We start from the raw sequence: 14751 nt of genomic DNA on the forward strand, positions 1-14751 counted from the left end.
GTTTAACGCCGGGGCCTTCGCTCATTTCGATGCCGCGACGGGCGTCACTTTCACTGCGGCCGCGGAAACAAACACCGCATGCACGGTGTCGCCCTTCTTGAGGTTGTCGGCTGCGAGATCGGGCGGAAGGTCCATGGTCTCGGTGCGCCACGGTCCGCGCAGCGTGACGGTGTGATGCTTCTTGTCGACCCTCACGACCGTGGCGAGAATCTCGACCTGACGCGAGGAATCGAAGCCGCTTGCGCCATTCGCGCCCGAAGCGGGCGAATAGGTTTGCGTGTCCACGCGCTTACGCAGGCCCTGATCCTTGCCCGTTACCTTTTCCACGTTCGAAAGCAAAGCGTTCTTGTACTGGACATCGACCTGGTCGCCGATATGAAGCTGATCGAAACCCGTCACTTCCTTGTTGACGAGCACTGTCGAATCGCCACGCGGACCATGCACGATGAGCGTGCGCGTCGACGGGTCTATGCCCGTGATGACGGCTTGAACTTGGATAGGCTGCGCCGCGCCGATGACCTGCCGCGCCTGGTTCGTCAATGCGTCGTTGGTCTGAGCGAAAGCGGTGCCGGACGCCACGACGATTGCCGTCATTGGAAAGAGAGAAAGCGCGCGAAAGCCTGATTTCATTTGATCACTCCTCGTTGCACATCGGTAGTCCAAACAAATTCGCTCGACGATATCATGCAGACGACTACGCCCAGACGCACGCCCACGGCGGATATGGCCCCGAACCGGTAGAATCGAACGACAGGACCGGCTAAGGGCAACGACGCGTATATTCGACGCGCCGACGCGTCACGCGTATTCTTGCCCGCCGCATTTTTGACCTTTTAGGGGCGTTATGCGACGTTCGGCATTTTTTATCCGCTTCATTGGCATTGGTGTTCTCTTTCATATCTACGTTGGCGTGCGGCTCATTCCCGATGCGCCCGTCGGCCCGGCGCTCAAGGCGCTTGCCATCGCACTGCTCGTCGCCTCGCTGATTTTGATTCCGCTCGGCATGTCCGCGCGATCGATCGAAAAGCAACCGCTTGCGGATCGGCTCGCCTGGTTCGGACTGACCGCGCTCGGCTTCTTCTCGTCGCTCCTGCTGCTGACCTTCGCGCGCGATCTCGTGCTGCTGTCCGTGCATGTGTTCGACTGGCTGCGCGGCACGCCCATAGGCTCGCCCCGCTTCGTTGCCGAGAGTGCGCTGGCCGTACCCATGCTCGCGTTGCTCTCGTCCGCCGCCGGCTTTTACAACGCGCGAAAGCGCGCGCCGGTGAAAAGCGTGGACGTGCCCATCGACAATTTGCCGGCGGCGCTCGAAGGCTTCACTATCGTGCAGATCAGCGATATCCACGTCGGCCCGACTATCAAGCGGCACTATGTCGAGCGAATCGTCGCGGCCGTCAATGCGTTGCAGCCGGATCTGATCGCGGTGACGGGCGACGTGGTCGATGGCAGTGTGCCGCACCTCGCTGCTCATACACGCCCGCTCGCGGAATTGAGCGCGCGGCACGGCGCGTTCCTCGTCACGGGTAATCACGAGTATTACTCGGGCGCGGACAAGTGGATCGTCGAATTCCGGCGGCTCGGCATGAATGTGCTGCTCAATCAGCATGTGGTGCTGAACCACGACGGCGCGCAAGCCGTGATCGCCGGTGTCACCGATTACGGCGCGGGCAGCTTCGATCCCGCGCACCGGAGCGACCCGGCTAAAGCGATGGAAGGCGCTCCCGCCGATGCCACCGTGCGCGTGCTCCTTGCCCATCAGCCACGCAGCGCGACCGCCGCCGCCGATGCGGGTTTTACGCTGCAACTGTCGGGGCATACACATGGCGGACAGTTCTTTCCGTGGAATTTCTTCGTCAAGCTGCAGCAGCCGTTCGTGTCGGGTCTCGTGAAATTTAACGGACTGTGGGTGTACACGAGTCGAGGAACGGGCTATTGGGGACCGCCCAAGCGCCTCGGCGCGCCTTCCGAAATCACGCGCGTGAGGCTGGTCGCGGCGCCTGCAGCTTGAACCGAGCTTGGCCTGCATGGAGTCAACGCTTCGGAACGCTTTTCCAGACCACTTTCACGGTCGCGCCGGATGCGAGCGCGGCAGCGTCGCCGGGATGGGTTGTACGTATCTCGATTGGCAAGCTGTTGGCGTCCTTCAGCATGACGACGCCGGTCGCACTGTCGGCGCCCGTAACCTGCCCGACGAACTGCGTTTGCCCCGGCAGCATCTCCTGCAAAGGCTGTGCTTTGACGGGCGTGAGCGTAACCGCGCGAAGGGCCGTGCTATTCACTCGTGTGCCAATAGGCAACTTGTTCAGATCCTGCATCTCCTGCCCGACGTTCAATTGCGTCTCCTGCCCTTGCGCGTTGACCACGGTGACGCGCTGCGCGTCCGGATCGACAGCTTTTACCTCGCCGATGATCTGCACGAGCATCTTGCCTTCGATGGACAGCGCAGCAACCTTTGCGCTTGGTTGACGTTGAGCAAACGCATTGCCGCCATTCAATAGGCCAGTCAGCGAGCCGACCAGCAATGCTGTGCAGAAGTCGATTATTTTGATTTTCATGGCTCAGTCTCTCAATGTCAGCGAGGCCAGCCAGGCTTTCTCTCGCATACATCCTGACGAGGATGTTGTTTCGATTCTGCCCTGTCAACCCTTCGAGATGATTGAGACGGAGTGCGAAATTTTGTCACCGATCGTTTTGATGCGCGAAAGGCTCGCCTTGCTTCAAGGCGAATTCAAAGCGTTCGGCGCGTGCGCCGGCGACCGTATCCGTTCTACGCGCTTTGGCCAGGTCAGCTTTCGGTCTGGCGAAAAAGCAGCGCAGCGCCGTTCAGGCAGTAACGCAGACCAGTGGGATTCGGGCCGTCGTCGAAGACATGCCCGAGATGGCCGCCGCAACGCCGGCAAAGCACTTCGTGACGAAGGGAGCCGGGCGTTGCATCGGCGCGGGTGGCGACGGCGCCGTCGATTGGCATGGAGAAACTCGGCCATCCGGTGCCGCTATCGAACTTCGCCGACGAGGCAAAGAGCGGCGATCCGCATCCCGCGCAAAAAAACGAGCCGTTGCGACGCTCGTTGATCAGCGGGCTGGCGTTCGGCGGCTCGGTCGCGCCGCGCCTGAGCACGCGATATTGTTCAGCGGAAAGGCGGCGGCGCCATCCGGCATCGCTCAGGTTCATCTCGTACGGGTCGGCAAGCGCCGTGTCCGCGCCGCGCGAGGCAATGGAGCCGCCCGTGAAAGTGGCCGTGACCGCGCCGAAGAAAGTGCGTTTAGTGCGTTTCATGATTTTCATTCGATGAACGCCTCTTGATGGTGACGACGCCCGCCGGCGCCAACCGCTACGATTTGATGCGATAGCCGGTCTTGAAGATCCACGCCGTGATAGCGATGAACACGCCCAGAAATACTAACGTCATCGAAAGGCTTACGCCTACGGAAACATCCGCGAGACCGTAAAAACTCCAGCGAAAGCCGCTGATGAGATACACGACCGGATTAAAAAGCGCGACCGTTTTCCAAAACGGCGGCAGGATGTTGATCGAATAAAAGCTGCCGCCGAGGAACGTGAGCGGCGTGACAATCAAAAGCGGAATGATCTGAAGTTTCTCGAAACCGTCTGCCCAAATGCCAATAATGAATCCGAGCAGGCTGAATGTCAGCGATGTCAGCAGCAAAAACACGATCATCCAAAATGGATGGTCGATCCGCAGCGGCACGAAGAGCCGCGCAGTCGCGAGAATGATCAACCCGAGAATGATCGACTTGGTCGCCGCCGCGCCGACGTAACTCAGAACGAGCTCGAAATACGACACGGGCGCGGACAAGAGCTCGTAGATGGTGCCCGTGAACTTCGGAAAGTAAATGCCGAACGAAGCGTTCGCGATGCTCTGCGTGAGCAGCGACAGCATGACGAGTCCCGGCACAATGAACGCGCCGTAGCTGATGCCGTCCACTTGCGGAATGCGCGAGCCGATGGCCGCGCCGAACACCACGAAATAGAGCGAAGTGGAAATGACGGGCGACACGATGCTCTGCATGAGCGTGCGTCCGGCGCGCGCCATTTCGAAGCGATAGATCGCGCGTACTGCGTGAAGATTCATGTGGTCTCCCTGTCGACCGGAATCGATGCTCCCGGTCCGATACGACTAGTTGCGCACGAGGCTCACGAAGATGTCTTCGAGCGAGCTCTGCGTCGTTTGCAGATCCTTGAAGCGCACGCCGGCTTCATCGACATGGCGCAATAGCGCGATGATTCGACCCGGCTCGTCATGGGCGTCATAGGTGTAAGTCAGTTCGTTGCCGTCGGCGGACAATTGCAGGCCGTAGGGCGCGAGCGACGCGGGCACGGCAGCCAGCGCGTGATCCAATTGCAGCGCGAGCTTCTTCTGCCCGAGCTTGCGCATGAGTTCGGCCTTCTCTTCGACCAGCACGATCTCGCCGCGATTGATCACGCCTACGCGATCCGCCATCTCTTCCGCTTCCTCGATGTAATGCGTCGTGAGGATGATGGTCACGCCGTTCGCTTGCAGTTCGCGCACGAGATTCCACATGTCGCGGCGCAGTTCGACATCGACGCCGGCCGTCGGCTCGTCCAGAAAGAGAATCTGCGGCTCGTGCGCGAGCGCCTTGGCGATCAGGACGCGCCGCTTCATGCCGCCCGAAAGCGTCATGATCTTGTTGTCCTTTTTGCTCCAGAGCGACAGCGACTTCAGCACCTTCTCGACATGCGCCGGGTTTTTCGGCCGGCCGAACAAGCCCCGGCTGAACGATACGGTCGCCCACACGGTTTCGAAGGCGTCGGTGGTGAGTTCCTGTGGCACGAGCCCGATCATCGCGCGCGCGGCGCGATAGTCCGTGACGATGTCGTGTCCGTTCACGGTGACCGTGCCCGAGCTGGGATTCACGATGCCGCAAACCGTGCTGATGAGCGTGGTCTTGCCCGCCCCGTTCGGACCGAGCAACGCGAAAATCTCGCCGCGCCGGATTTCCAGATTCACGTCCCGGAGCGCGCTGAACCCCGACTCGTAGGTCTTGGAGAGGTTTGAAATGGTAATGATGGTTGGCATGGCACGGACGATAGCAGATAAGGCGCGATCCGGCTGGATCGAAACGGGGCTTTCAGGGGTCGTCCGTTTGGCCGATGCACGGCGCGTGCCGCGCTGCATACAATGGGCGTCTGATCAAGGGAGCCGACATGCTGTTCGAACAGATTCAAACCGCCTGCATCAACGACGCGGACGTGCCGTGGGTGCCCTTCACGCCATACAGCGAGCACGTGCTCGTCAAATACTTCAAGCTCGATCCGGTTCGCGGCGAAACCATCGCCCTTTTGAAGGCGCCGGCGCGCGGACAAATGCCGCGGCATCGGCATACGGGCACGGTAATCGTCTACACGGTCGAAGGGCGCTGGAAGTATCGCGAACATGCGTGGATCGCGGACAAAGGCAGCATCGTGTACGAGACCGCAGGCTCCAGTCACACGCCGGAAGCCGTTCCCGTGGTGGACGGCAGCGATGAGATCGTCACGCTCAACATCATTCAGGGCGAGTTGCTCTTCGTAAACGAAAACGGGCAAATACTTGCCGCCGAAGACTGGCGCAGCGGCTGGGAGCGCTACGCTGCCTATTGCCGCGCGCATGGATTAAAAGCACGCGACTTGACGGCGTTCGGCTGAAGGCGTGGTTAGAATCGTGCATCGCACAAACATCGATTGGAGGAAGCGCGCATGAGCATACAGACGGTGGGTATCGTCGGAGCGGGAACCATGGGCAACGGCATCGCGCAGGTCGCGGCCGTGGCGGGATTCGACATCGTGCTGATCGACGTGACGGACGCCGCGCTCGCCAAGGGCGTGGCCACGCTGACGAACAGCCTGGAACGGCTGGTGTCGAAAGACAAGCTGCAGGCGTCGGTGCGCGATGCCGCGATTGCGCGCATCCAGACATCCACGGATTACGGGCGGCTCAAGGACGCGGATATCGTCATCGAGGCGGCCACGGAGAACGTCGAGCTCAAACACCGCATTCTGAAGCAGATCGAAGCAGCGGCGCGGCCCGAGGCGATCATCGCGTCGAACACATCGTCTATTTCGATCACCGCGCTTGGCGCAATGCTTGCGCGGCCCGAGCGGTTCATCGGCATGCACTTCTTCAATCCGGTGCCGCTGCTGCAACTCGTCGAAGCGATTCGCGGCGTACAGACGAGCGACGACACCGCGAACGCCGTGCGCGCGCTCACCGAGAAGCTGGACAAGTCGCCCATCGGCGTGAAGAACTCGCCTGGCTTCGTGGTCAACCGCATTCTCGTGCCCATGATCAACGAAGCCTTCTTCGTGCTCTATGAAGGCGTGGCGAGCGCCGAGGAAATCGACGCGGGCATGAAGCTCGGCGCAAACCATCCTATCGGTCCGCTCGCGCTTGCCGATCTCATCGGCCTCGATGTCTGTCTCTCGGTCATGGACGTGTTCCTGAAGGATTTCGGCGATTCGAAATATCGAGCGTGCCCGCTGTTGCGCGAACTCGTGTCCGCGGGTTATCTCGGCCGCAAGACGAAGCGCGGCGTTTATCGGTACGACTGAGCTCACGCTTACGCGCTTTTCGGCAGACGCTCTCGGTCGTGCGGCGCGGCGAAGTCAAGCACGGGACCGGCCGGCACGATCCCGGTCGGGTTGATCGAGCGATGACTCTCGTAGTAATGCCGCTTGATGTGCTCGAAGTTTACCGTGTCCGCGACTCCCGGCATCCGGTAAATCTCGCGCGTGTAGTTGGAGAGATTCGGATAATCCGCTATGCGCCGCAGATTGCATTTGAAGTGGCCGGCGTACACGGCGTCGAAGCGCACGAGCGTCGTGAACAGTCGGATGTCGGCTTCGGTGAAGCGCTCGCCCGCGAGATAACGGTGCGAGGCAAGGCGCGCATCGAGGAAGTCGAGGGTATCGAAGAGCGGCTGCACGGCTTCCTCGTACGCGGCCTGGGTGGTCGCGAAGCCCGCTTTGTAGACGCCGTTGTTCACGCTGTCGTAGATGCGCGCGTTGAGCGTGTCGATCTCCGCGCGCAACTCGGGCGGATAGTAATTGCCCGCTTTGGCGCCCTGGCCGTCGAACGCGGCATTCAGCATGCGAATAATCTCGGACGACTCGTTGCTGACTATCGTGCCGCGCGCCTTGTCCCAGAGAATCGGCACGGTCACGCGGCCGGTGTAGCTCGCGTACGCCGCCGTGTAGACCTGATGCAGAAAGCGCGCGCCGTTGATGGCGTCGGGCACGACGCCCGGACCATCCGCGAAGGTCCAGCCGTTTTCGAGCATGAGCCAGTGAACGACCGAGATGCCGATCATTTCTTGCAGCCCCTTGAGCGCGCGCACGATAAGCGTGCGATGTGCCCACGGACACGCCAGGCTCACGTACAAGTGATAACGGCCCGCTTCCGCCTTGAAGCCGCCCTCGCCACTCGGACCGGGCGCGCCATCGGCCGTGACCCAGTTGCGAAACGCCGCGTCCTTGCGCACGAAGCGCCCGCCAGTCGATTTCGTGTCGTACCACTTGTCCTGCCATTGCCCGTCGACGAGAAGTCCCATCTGCATGCTCCCTGATCGTTGTTTGCGTCATCTCCAAGCACGTGGTGGACCGCGCCGCTGCTCTTGCCGTACCATCGCGCCGATGAACGTTCGATGGAGTCGAACATGTTATCCGAGGAAGAACTCGCCCTGCTCGATGCAATCCGCTCGACCGGCAGCCTTTCCCGCGCGGCGGCGCGACTAGGCCGCGCGCCCTCGACGATCTCGCATGCCGCGCGGCAACTGGAAACGCGCTTCGACGCGCTGCTGTTCGACCGCCGTCGCTACCGCCTGCAACTGACGCCAGCGGGCCATCTTCTCGCCGATGAAGCCGCGCGTCTGATGATCGACGTGTCGCGTCTGACGCAGCGCGTGAAGCAGATCGCGAGCGGCTGGGAAGACCGGTTGTGGATAGTCTGCGACGAGATACTCGAGTTCGAGACCTTGCTGCCGGTCGTGCAGGCGTTCGACGCGCTCGCGTCCGGCGTGACCCTGCGCATGACGCATGAAGTGCTGGGCGGCACGTGGGAAGCACTGCGCGATGGCCGCGCCGATCTCATCGTCGGGGCGACGAACGAACCGCCCGCGATTCCCGGCCTGCGCTGGTTCGAACTCGGCGTGATGGAATGGGTGTTCGCCGTGGCGCCGCGCCATCCGCTGGCGAAGGCGGCAGAACCGCTCGGGCGCGAGCAGATCGCGGCGCATCGCGCGGTGGCGGTCGCGGATTCATCGCATGGATCGGCGGGACGCGCTTACGGCGTGCTCGGCGGGCAAGCGGCGCTCGCCGTGCCGGGCATGCGCGCGAAGATTCTTGCTCAACGGCAAGGACTTGGCTGCGGTTGGGTGCCGAAGCATCGAGTGGCTTCATTGCTGGCGCGTGGCGAACTGATCGCAAAGCAAACCGGCGATCCGCGCGAGCCTAACGTTCTGTACGTGGCATGGCGCGGCGATCACGAAGGCCGCGCGTTGCAATGGTGGATTGAGCAGTTTCGTCAGGCGCGTTTGGCCAGGCGTCTTGTCGATGGCATCGACGCGTTCGCCTGAAACTACGGCAGCTTGACCACCGAAGGCAACGAAAAGACTAGACAGCATAAAAGCCACAGCGAATATACGAAGAGGCCTCGCAGCCGCCTGCGCCGCCGGCCGTCGTCTTCACGTGCTTGCATGAGCATGATTGCCATCTCGTCGAGTGATCGTTTCGTTAAGCGTATGCGAAGCCACCGCACATTGCCAGCGCGCCCGAATACCGTGCGCCATCGGCAATTTTTAGTAGTATGGATTGGATGCCGCCGAACTTACCGCTATGATGCCGGCGCTAAAACGCCCCGTCTCACTGATTCCTTTTCATTCAAGGCACCATGTCCACCACTCCGAACGGGCCGCCGAATTTGAACCCGCGCCAGCCAGTCGATATCGCGCGCATTCTGCTCGTCATTGCCATTCTGACTGCGCTGACTGTTGGCAGCCTTTATATTCTGCGGCCGTTTCTGCCGGGGCTGATCTGGGCCACGACGATCGTCGTCGCCACCTGGCCGTTGATGGTCGCGGTGCAACGCCGCTGCGGCAATCGCCGCTGGGCCGCGACGACTGTCATGCTGCTCGTGCTGCTGATCGTCATCGTGCTGCCGTTGCATCAGGCTATCTCCACGCTCGCATTGCACGGCGCCGAGATCATGTCGGCCATCAAGAGCCTGCCCACGTATGCACTTCCCCCGCCGCCGAGTTGGGTACACGACGTGCCGCTCGCCGGTCAGCGCGTCTCGGCCGAATGGCAGACGCTTTCCGACGCCGGCCCCGGCGGCCTGCTCGCCCGCATCGAACCGTATGTGACGATCGCAGCGCGCTGGATGCTGTCGCACGCGGCCGTCGTCGGGGTGTTCGTGATGCACATGGTGATCACGATCATCATCTCCGGCATCCTATACATGCAGGGCGAGGCAGCGGGCCGCTTCATCGTGCGGTTCGCAACGCGGGTTGCCGCGCAGCGTGGCGCCGAAGCCATCAAGCTCGCCGGCCTCGCCATTCGCGCGGTGGCGCTCGGCATTGTCGTGACGGCCGTGACGCAATCGGCGCTCGGAGGAATCGGCTTGTGGATCGCGGGCGTGCCGGCCGCGGGCATCATCACCGCCGTCATGCTGATGTTGTGCCTCGCGCAAATCGGGCCGCTCTTGCCACTGCTTGGGGGCGTCGCCTGGCTTTTCTGGCACGGGTCGCACGTCGCCGCGATTCTGTTGCTGATCTGGTCGATCATGATTGCCATGCTCGACAATTTTTTACGTCCCATACTCATCCGCCGCGGTATCAATTTGTCGATGCTGCTGATTCTTTCCGGCGTGCTTGGCGGCATGTTCGCATTCGGAATTGTCGGATTGTTTATTGGCCCGGTCATTCTCGCGGTCACCTCGGCAATATTGAACGCGTGGATCAACGAACAGCCCTCATTGCCGCAAGTAGACGCCATGAGTAAGGAAGAGCTGACCGGATCGACGGCCGCGCGAGGCATAAGCGACGTATGAGCGGACGGCGCAAAGCATTACGCTTATATCTGCTGAACCGGCACTGGGCGCAAAATTAGGAAAACACCTAAAGCGTATCTAACGCGATCCAAATCCAGCTTTATATTTTGAATCATCCCAAAATAAGAAATCGCTTAAGCAATGGCTTAGGACTCTGATTAATTTGAGAAATCGCAAGCAAACACACAATGTTTCGCTGTGAATTAAAGAGACATATTCCGCTACAATGCACTTCTTTGATACTTGCCCTCTCAGGGCGTAGGGGAATGACCATGTCTCTGCGCGACGTGGACGTCATCGACTACATCGGAGTGAATTCCTTGCTCAAGCGCGTGTATGTCGGGATATTCGATGAATGCGACTGGCACGATGAAAAAATGCATGAGGATTTGCTGACGCGGAAAATAGACGGCTATAACCGTTATATTCGCTCAGGTCAGTTACTTATGAATTATCCGCACGTTCGCGGATATCAGATCGTATTTGAATACGTGTCGATGCACAAAATGACGCCCAGCGCGCTGCAGTATTGGAAAACGCGTGAGCGCGTCATCCACGCGGCGGGTTTCGATGTACGTGTGCGCGCCGTGGATGTTCGGCGCTCGCTCGGCATCAAGGTCGACGACGTCGCCAAGGTTGAAGCCGAGCTGGTCGAACCCGCAGCTATCGAAGTGCTCGATGCGGACCCGCGCAGTCGCCTCGCCGACGTGACCGACATCTCTTATCTGCCGCCGTTGATGCCTTCCAGGGCGCAACAGGCGCAGACTCTCCCGGCGGTTCTTACCCGCCTGTCGTTGCGGCGCGCGGCAATGAACTGAATTTCGTTGTACTCGGAGCCGTTCGGTGCGCGACGAGCGCGCTTCGGAAACACGGGTGAGCTCTCACGGGATACACCGGTGAGCCAATTCGGGAAGCAAATAAAGCGGCGAGGCCTGAAAGCCTCGCCGCTTTTTCGTGGGCACTTCCGAAGTTACTGCACCAGACTCAACGCCGACGTCGCGATGGACGGCACGGCAATATTATTGGTCTTCGCGTACTGCACAGCCTGCGTAAGCGTCTGCATCAGCGATTGCAACTGCCCCGGCGCCGATTGCGCGATATACGTTGCCGCCTGCGCCGTGCCAGGATTCGAGCCGGCCTGCATGAGCGAGGACACGTTCATCGAATTCTTGACCGAACTCAGATTCGATTGCAGCCCCGCGTATTGCTTGACGCCCTGACCCAGCGAAGCTAGCCCATCCGTGAAAGTTTGCTTGCTCGCGGCCGTCGGCGGCGTGGTCGATCCACTGGAAAAAGCCTGAATCAGCGATTGCGACACGCTTTGCTGCGTACCGCCAAGCTGCGACAGCGCATTGCTGCTCGGCACACCGCCGCTTCCCGACGCGCTCGACAGCAGTCCCGCCGCCGACTGCGCCTGACTCGCGACGCCGGACATTCCCATGGCCGAAGCAAGATTCGATTGTCCGCTCAACACCTGTTGATTCGCGCCGAGATAGCTTTGCACTAGCGAACCCAATCCCGACGACTGCGTGCCCGCGCTGCCCGACACATCCGACTTGCCGCTGCCGAATCCGAACTGTTGCAGGTTGATTTGCGCGTTGGATGCGACCGGCGCGACAAGCGCTCCTGTCAGACCAGCCGCCAGTAGCGCAAACCTCAACGAGCGCTTCACCATGTTGCGTTCCTCCATTTGACTCGTCCGATGATCGAACAGGCTCGGTTCGACCTTCAGACAAATTGACGGTTCGCGCTGTTTACATTTGCTTGCGATTATGTCAGGAGAAATATTCGGCGAAATCATTTTGTCTGGCGAAGCTCCGGAAAATCCTCTTCCCAGAATTCGAACTCGCCGCGCACGGCAGTGTTGGTGCGAGCGGCTTCCTGTCGACGAAGATCGACGCGCCGAATCTTGCCCGAGATGGTTTTCGGCAACTCGGCGAATTCGATTCTTCGAATGCGTTTATATGGCGAGAGCCGCTCGCGCGAAAACGCGAACACGCTTCGCGCCAGTTCCGGTCCGACTGCGAAGCCGTGTCGCAGGGTAACGAACGCCTTCGGCACGGAGAGCCGTAACGGGTCCGGACTCGGCACGACAGCAGCTTCCGCGATCGCCTCGTGTTCGATCAACACGCTCTCCAGCTCGAACGGACTCAGCCGATAGTCCGAAGATTTGAACACGTCGTCCGCGCGGCCGACGTAGACGAAGTAGCCATCCGCGCCGCGCGAGGCGACGTCCGAGGTGCGATAGAAGCCGCCGCGCATCGCGTTTTCGGTGGCGGTCGGGTTATCGGCGTAACCGGTCATCAGGCCGAGCGGCGGCGGATTCAGCACCAGCGCGATCTCGCCTTCGTCGGCGAGCGCGCCATCTGGATCGAGCAGCGCCACGCGGTAACCGGGCAGCGGACGTCCCATCGACCCCGGCGCAACCCGCTGACCCGGCGTATTGGCGATCTGCGCGGTGGTTTCAGTCTGGCCGTAGCCATCGCGGATAGGCACGCCCCACGCCGTGTGCACGCGCTCGACGACCTCGGGATTGAGCGGCTCGCCCGCCCCGACGATCTCCCGCAGCTTCACCGCGTAGGACGCCAGCGGCTCTTGCACCAGCATGCGCCACACGGTCGGCGGCGCGCATAACGTGGTGATGTCGTATTGCACGAGCGCATCGAGCGTGCGCGCCGCATCGAAGCGGCTGAAGTTGTAGATGAAGACGCAAGCCTGTGCATTCCACGGCGCGAAAAAGCAGCTCCACGCGTGCTTTGCCCAGCCCGGCGAGCTGATGTTCCAGTGCACGTCGCCGGATTGCAGGCCGATCCAGTACATCGTCGAAAGATGCCCGACCGGATAGCTCTCGTGCGTATGCGCGACGAGCTTGGGCTTCGACGTCGTGCCCGAAGTGAAGTACAGCAAATAGGGATCGCTGGCGTTCGTTTCGCCATCTGCGGCAAAGTCCGGCGACGCTTCGTAGGCCGCGTCGTAGGCAAGCCAGCCATCGCGCGGCTCGCCCACGGCGATACGCAGTCCCGTCACGTCGATGCCTTCGAACTTGTGCGTCTCGCCCGCATCGACGATCACGTGTTGCACGCGTCCAAGCGCGATGCGGTCGCGCAAGTCGGCAGGCGCGAGTTGCGTGGTCGCGGGCAGCACGATAGCGCCGAGCTTCATCGCGCCGAGCATGGTCTCCCACAACTCGACTCGGTTCGGCAGCATCAACAAGATACGCTCGCCGCGCGTGACGTTCAGCGCGCGCAAATGGTTGGCGACGCGCGCCGAACGCTCGCTCATCTGCGCGAATGAAAGACGCGTCTCGCCGCCACCTTCGTTGACGATATGCAACGCGGCCGCATGGTTGCCGCGCGCCATCGGATCGAAATAATCGAGCGCCCAGTTGAAACGACTAAGCGCCGGCCACTGAAACTCGCGATACGCGGTGTCGTAATCGGTGCGATGTCGCAGCAAAAAGTCGCGTGCTTCGATGAAAGGCTCTGCCGGGTTCATTTCGTCTCCGTGATTGTTTTGATTGCCCCGTGCGGCGCGCGCTTGAAAGCCGGTTTCAGAGCTGACGCGCGATCACCATGCGCTGCACTTCGCTGGTTCCTTCGTAAATCTGCGTGATGCGTGCATCGCGATAATGCCGCTCCACCGGATAGTCTTGCAGATAGCCGTAGCCGCCGTGAATCTGGATGGCATGCGAACAGACGCGCTCCGCCATCTCGGACGCGTACAGCTTCGCCTGCGAAGCCTCCGACAAGCACGCAATGCCCTCGGTGCGCATGCGCGCCGCGTGCAGCACGAGCAGGCGCGCGGCGTTCAGTTGCGTGTGCATGTCGGCGAGCATGTTCGCGACCGACTGATGCTCGAGAATCGGCTTGCCGAACTGGCTGCGATCGTGGGCGTAGGCGCGCGCCGCGTCGAAGGCCGCGCGCGCGATGCCGAGCGCTTGCGCCGCAATGCCAATGCGCCCGCCTTCCAGATTCGACAACGCGATCTTGAGCCCTTCGCCGCGCTTGCCGAGCAGGTTCGCAGCGGGAATCGCGCAATCGTCGAAGGTGATGGCGCAGGTATCGGATGCGCGAATGCCGAGCTTGTGCTCTGGCGGCCCGACATTGAAGCCAGGCGTGCCGGTCGGTACGATGAACGCCGAGATGCCGCGCTTGCCGAGTTCGGGATCGGTCACGGCGAAGACGATAGCCACGCCCGCGCGCTTGCCGTTGGTCACGAACTGCTTGCTGCCCGAAAGCACCCATTTGCCGTCGCGCTCGGTTGCGCGCACGCGCAGATTGTTCGCTTCCGAACCCGCCTGCGGTTCGGTGAGGCAGAACGCGCCGATCACTTCGCCGCTCGCGAGCTTCGGCAGCCATTCGGTCTTCTGCGCGTCGGTGCCGAAAGCGAGGATCGGGCCGCAGCCGACCGAGTTGTGCACACTCATCAACGTGGCGCAGGACGCGCAGCCCGCCGCGATTTCTTCCATCGCGAGCGCGTAGGCGGTGTAGTCGCTGAACGTGCCGCCGAGTTCCGCAGGCACGATCATGCCGAGCAAACCCAGTTCGCCGAGTTGCCGCACGACGGCGTCGGGCAACGCGCCGTCCCGGTCCCACTGACCCGCGTTCGGCGCAAGCACTTCGGTCGCGAACTGACGCGCGGCGTCGCGAATCATGCGCTGCTCTTCGGTAAGAAAACTGTCGATCAT

General features: G+C 61.4%; 15 protein-coding genes. 6 read left to right on the forward strand and 9 right to left on the reverse strand.

Annotated elements, in window-relative coordinates; translation table 11 throughout:
- Positions 1-21: 21 nt before the first annotated feature.
- The gene (locus tag NCT04_RS20220; RefSeq protein WP_250467407.1) at positions 22-630 is read right to left on the reverse strand and encodes a hypothetical protein; all 609 of its coding nucleotides are present in this window, start codon (positions 628-630) and stop codon (positions 22-24) included.
- A 214-nt stretch (positions 631-844) separates the two neighbouring features.
- On the opposite strand from NCT04_RS20220, the gene NCT04_RS20225 reads away from it, so the two are divergent.
- Entirely contained in the window at positions 845-2008 is a 1164-nt protein-coding gene (locus NCT04_RS20225) for a metallophosphoesterase (protein ID WP_250467408.1), read from the forward strand.
- Positions 2009-2030: 22 nt separating this feature from the next.
- On the opposite strand, the gene NCT04_RS20230 is transcribed toward NCT04_RS20225, so the two are convergent.
- The 4 genes from NCT04_RS20230 to NCT04_RS20245 form a co-directional block, all read right to left on the reverse strand.
- Positions 2031-2555: a hypothetical protein gene (locus NCT04_RS20230; protein ID WP_250467409.1), complete on the reverse strand. Its 525-nt coding sequence runs from the start codon at positions 2553-2555 to the stop codon at positions 2031-2033.
- A gap of 230 nt (positions 2556-2785) precedes the next feature.
- The gene (gene msrB / locus NCT04_RS20235; RefSeq protein ID WP_250467410.1) at positions 2786-3286 is read right to left on the reverse strand and encodes a peptide-methionine (R)-S-oxide reductase MsrB; all 501 of its coding nucleotides are present in this window, start codon (positions 3284-3286) and stop codon (positions 2786-2788) included.
- Positions 3287-3332: 46 nt separating this feature from the next.
- Entirely contained in the window at positions 3333-4094 is a 762-nt protein-coding gene (locus NCT04_RS20240; protein ID WP_250467411.1) for an ABC transporter permease, read from the reverse strand.
- 45 nt (positions 4095-4139) lie between these two features.
- Positions 4140-5060, reverse strand: a complete 921-nt coding sequence (locus NCT04_RS20245) for an ABC transporter ATP-binding protein (protein WP_244829274.1) — start codon at positions 5058-5060, stop codon at positions 4140-4142.
- Positions 5061-5188: 128 nt separating this feature from the next.
- Here NCT04_RS20245 and NCT04_RS20250 point away from each other — a divergent pair, with 128 nt between their 5' ends.
- Together NCT04_RS20250 and NCT04_RS20255 are read left to right on the forward strand one after the other, a co-directional pair.
- Positions 5189-5668, forward strand: coding sequence for a 2,4'-dihydroxyacetophenone dioxygenase family protein (locus NCT04_RS20250; RefSeq protein ID WP_250467412.1), 480 nt, complete (start codon positions 5189-5191; stop codon positions 5666-5668).
- Between the two features lie 51 nt (positions 5669-5719).
- Entirely contained in the window at positions 5720-6571 is an 852-nt protein-coding gene (locus tag NCT04_RS20255; RefSeq protein ID WP_250467413.1) for a 3-hydroxybutyryl-CoA dehydrogenase, read from the forward strand.
- 8 nt (positions 6572-6579) lie between these two features.
- On the opposite strand, the gene NCT04_RS20260 is transcribed toward NCT04_RS20255, so the two are convergent.
- On the reverse strand, positions 6580-7569 hold the full coding sequence (locus tag NCT04_RS20260; protein ID WP_250467414.1) for a glutathione S-transferase family protein: 990 nt from the start codon (positions 7567-7569) through the stop codon (positions 6580-6582).
- A 105-nt stretch (positions 7570-7674) separates the two neighbouring features.
- Here NCT04_RS20260 and NCT04_RS20265 point away from each other — a divergent pair, with 105 nt between their 5' ends.
- From NCT04_RS20265 to NCT04_RS20275, 3 genes are all read left to right on the forward strand, one after another.
- Positions 7675-8592 (forward strand): LysR substrate-binding domain-containing protein, encoded by a 918-nt coding sequence (locus tag NCT04_RS20265; RefSeq protein WP_250467415.1) that lies wholly within the window; start codon positions 7675-7677, stop codon positions 8590-8592.
- A gap of 314 nt (positions 8593-8906) precedes the next feature.
- Positions 8907-10064, forward strand: coding sequence for an AI-2E family transporter YdiK (gene ydiK / locus NCT04_RS20270; RefSeq protein WP_250467416.1), 1158 nt, complete (start codon positions 8907-8909; stop codon positions 10062-10064).
- 266 nt (positions 10065-10330) lie between these two features.
- Positions 10331-10882, forward strand: a complete 552-nt coding sequence (locus NCT04_RS20275) for a DUF6572 domain-containing protein (RefSeq protein ID WP_250467417.1) — start codon at positions 10331-10333, stop codon at positions 10880-10882.
- A gap of 152 nt (positions 10883-11034) precedes the next feature.
- Here NCT04_RS20275 and NCT04_RS20280 read toward each other — a convergent pair whose 3' ends face one another.
- The 3 genes from NCT04_RS20280 to NCT04_RS20290 all read right to left on the reverse strand — a co-directional run bounded on the left by NCT04_RS20280 (position 11035) and on the right by NCT04_RS20290 (position 14748).
- Positions 11035-11754 carry a hypothetical protein gene (locus NCT04_RS20280; RefSeq protein ID WP_502800679.1) on the reverse strand — a complete coding sequence of 240 codons (720 nt, stop codon included), beginning with the start codon at positions 11752-11754 and terminating at the stop codon, positions 11035-11037.
- A gap of 107 nt (positions 11755-11861) precedes the next feature.
- The gene (locus NCT04_RS20285) at positions 11862-13559 is read right to left on the reverse strand and encodes an AMP-binding protein (RefSeq protein ID WP_250467418.1); all 1698 of its coding nucleotides are present in this window, start codon (positions 13557-13559) and stop codon (positions 11862-11864) included.
- A gap of 55 nt (positions 13560-13614) precedes the next feature.
- Positions 13615-14748, reverse strand: a complete 1134-nt coding sequence (locus tag NCT04_RS20290) for an acyl-CoA dehydrogenase family protein (RefSeq protein WP_305038183.1) — start codon at positions 14746-14748, stop codon at positions 13615-13617.
- Positions 14749-14751 lie beyond the last annotated feature (3 nt).

Source organism: Caballeronia sp. GAFFF2 (assembly GCF_023631485.1).
Lineage (GTDB): Bacteria > Pseudomonadota > Gammaproteobacteria > Burkholderiales > Burkholderiaceae > Caballeronia.

What these genes read in the sequence shown, in the direction of transcription:
- NCT04_RS20275 (WP_250467417.1), top strand. Translation starts at nt 10,331, where the DNA reads ATGACCATGTCTCTGCGCGACGTGGACGTCATCGACTACATCGGAGTG.
- NCT04_RS20265 (WP_250467415.1), top strand. Translation starts at nt 7,675, where the DNA reads ATGTTATCCGAGGAAGAACTCGCCCTGCTCGATGCAATCCGCTCGACC.
- NCT04_RS20280 (WP_502800679.1), bottom strand. Translation starts at nt 11,754, where the DNA reads ATGGAGGAACGCAACATGGTGAAGCGCTCGTTGAGGTTTGCGCTACTG.
- NCT04_RS20240 (WP_250467411.1), bottom strand. Translation starts at nt 4,094, where the DNA reads ATGAATCTTCACGCAGTACGCGCGATCTATCGCTTCGAAATGGCGCGC.
- NCT04_RS20255 (WP_250467413.1), top strand. Translation starts at nt 5,720, where the DNA reads ATGAGCATACAGACGGTGGGTATCGTCGGAGCGGGAACCATGGGCAAC.
- NCT04_RS20220 (WP_250467407.1), bottom strand. Translation starts at nt 630, where the DNA reads ATGAAATCAGGCTTTCGCGCGCTTTCTCTCTTTCCAATGACGGCAATC.
- ydiK (WP_250467416.1), top strand. Translation starts at nt 8,907, where the DNA reads ATGTCCACCACTCCGAACGGGCCGCCGAATTTGAACCCGCGCCAGCCA.
- NCT04_RS20230 (WP_250467409.1), bottom strand. Translation starts at nt 2,555, where the DNA reads ATGAAAATCAAAATAATCGACTTCTGCACAGCATTGCTGGTCGGCTCG.
- NCT04_RS20250 (WP_250467412.1), top strand. Translation starts at nt 5,189, where the DNA reads ATGCTGTTCGAACAGATTCAAACCGCCTGCATCAACGACGCGGACGTG.
- NCT04_RS20225 (WP_250467408.1), top strand. Translation starts at nt 845, where the DNA reads ATGCGACGTTCGGCATTTTTTATCCGCTTCATTGGCATTGGTGTTCTC.
- msrB (WP_250467410.1), bottom strand. Translation starts at nt 3,286, where the DNA reads ATGAAAATCATGAAACGCACTAAACGCACTTTCTTCGGCGCGGTCACG.
- NCT04_RS20285 (WP_250467418.1), bottom strand. Translation starts at nt 13,559, where the DNA reads ATGAACCCGGCAGAGCCTTTCATCGAAGCACGCGACTTTTTGCTGCGA.
- NCT04_RS20245 (WP_244829274.1), bottom strand. Translation starts at nt 5,060, where the DNA reads ATGCCAACCATCATTACCATTTCAAACCTCTCCAAGACCTACGAGTCG.
- NCT04_RS20260 (WP_250467414.1), bottom strand. Translation starts at nt 7,569, where the DNA reads ATGGGACTTCTCGTCGACGGGCAATGGCAGGACAAGTGGTACGACACG.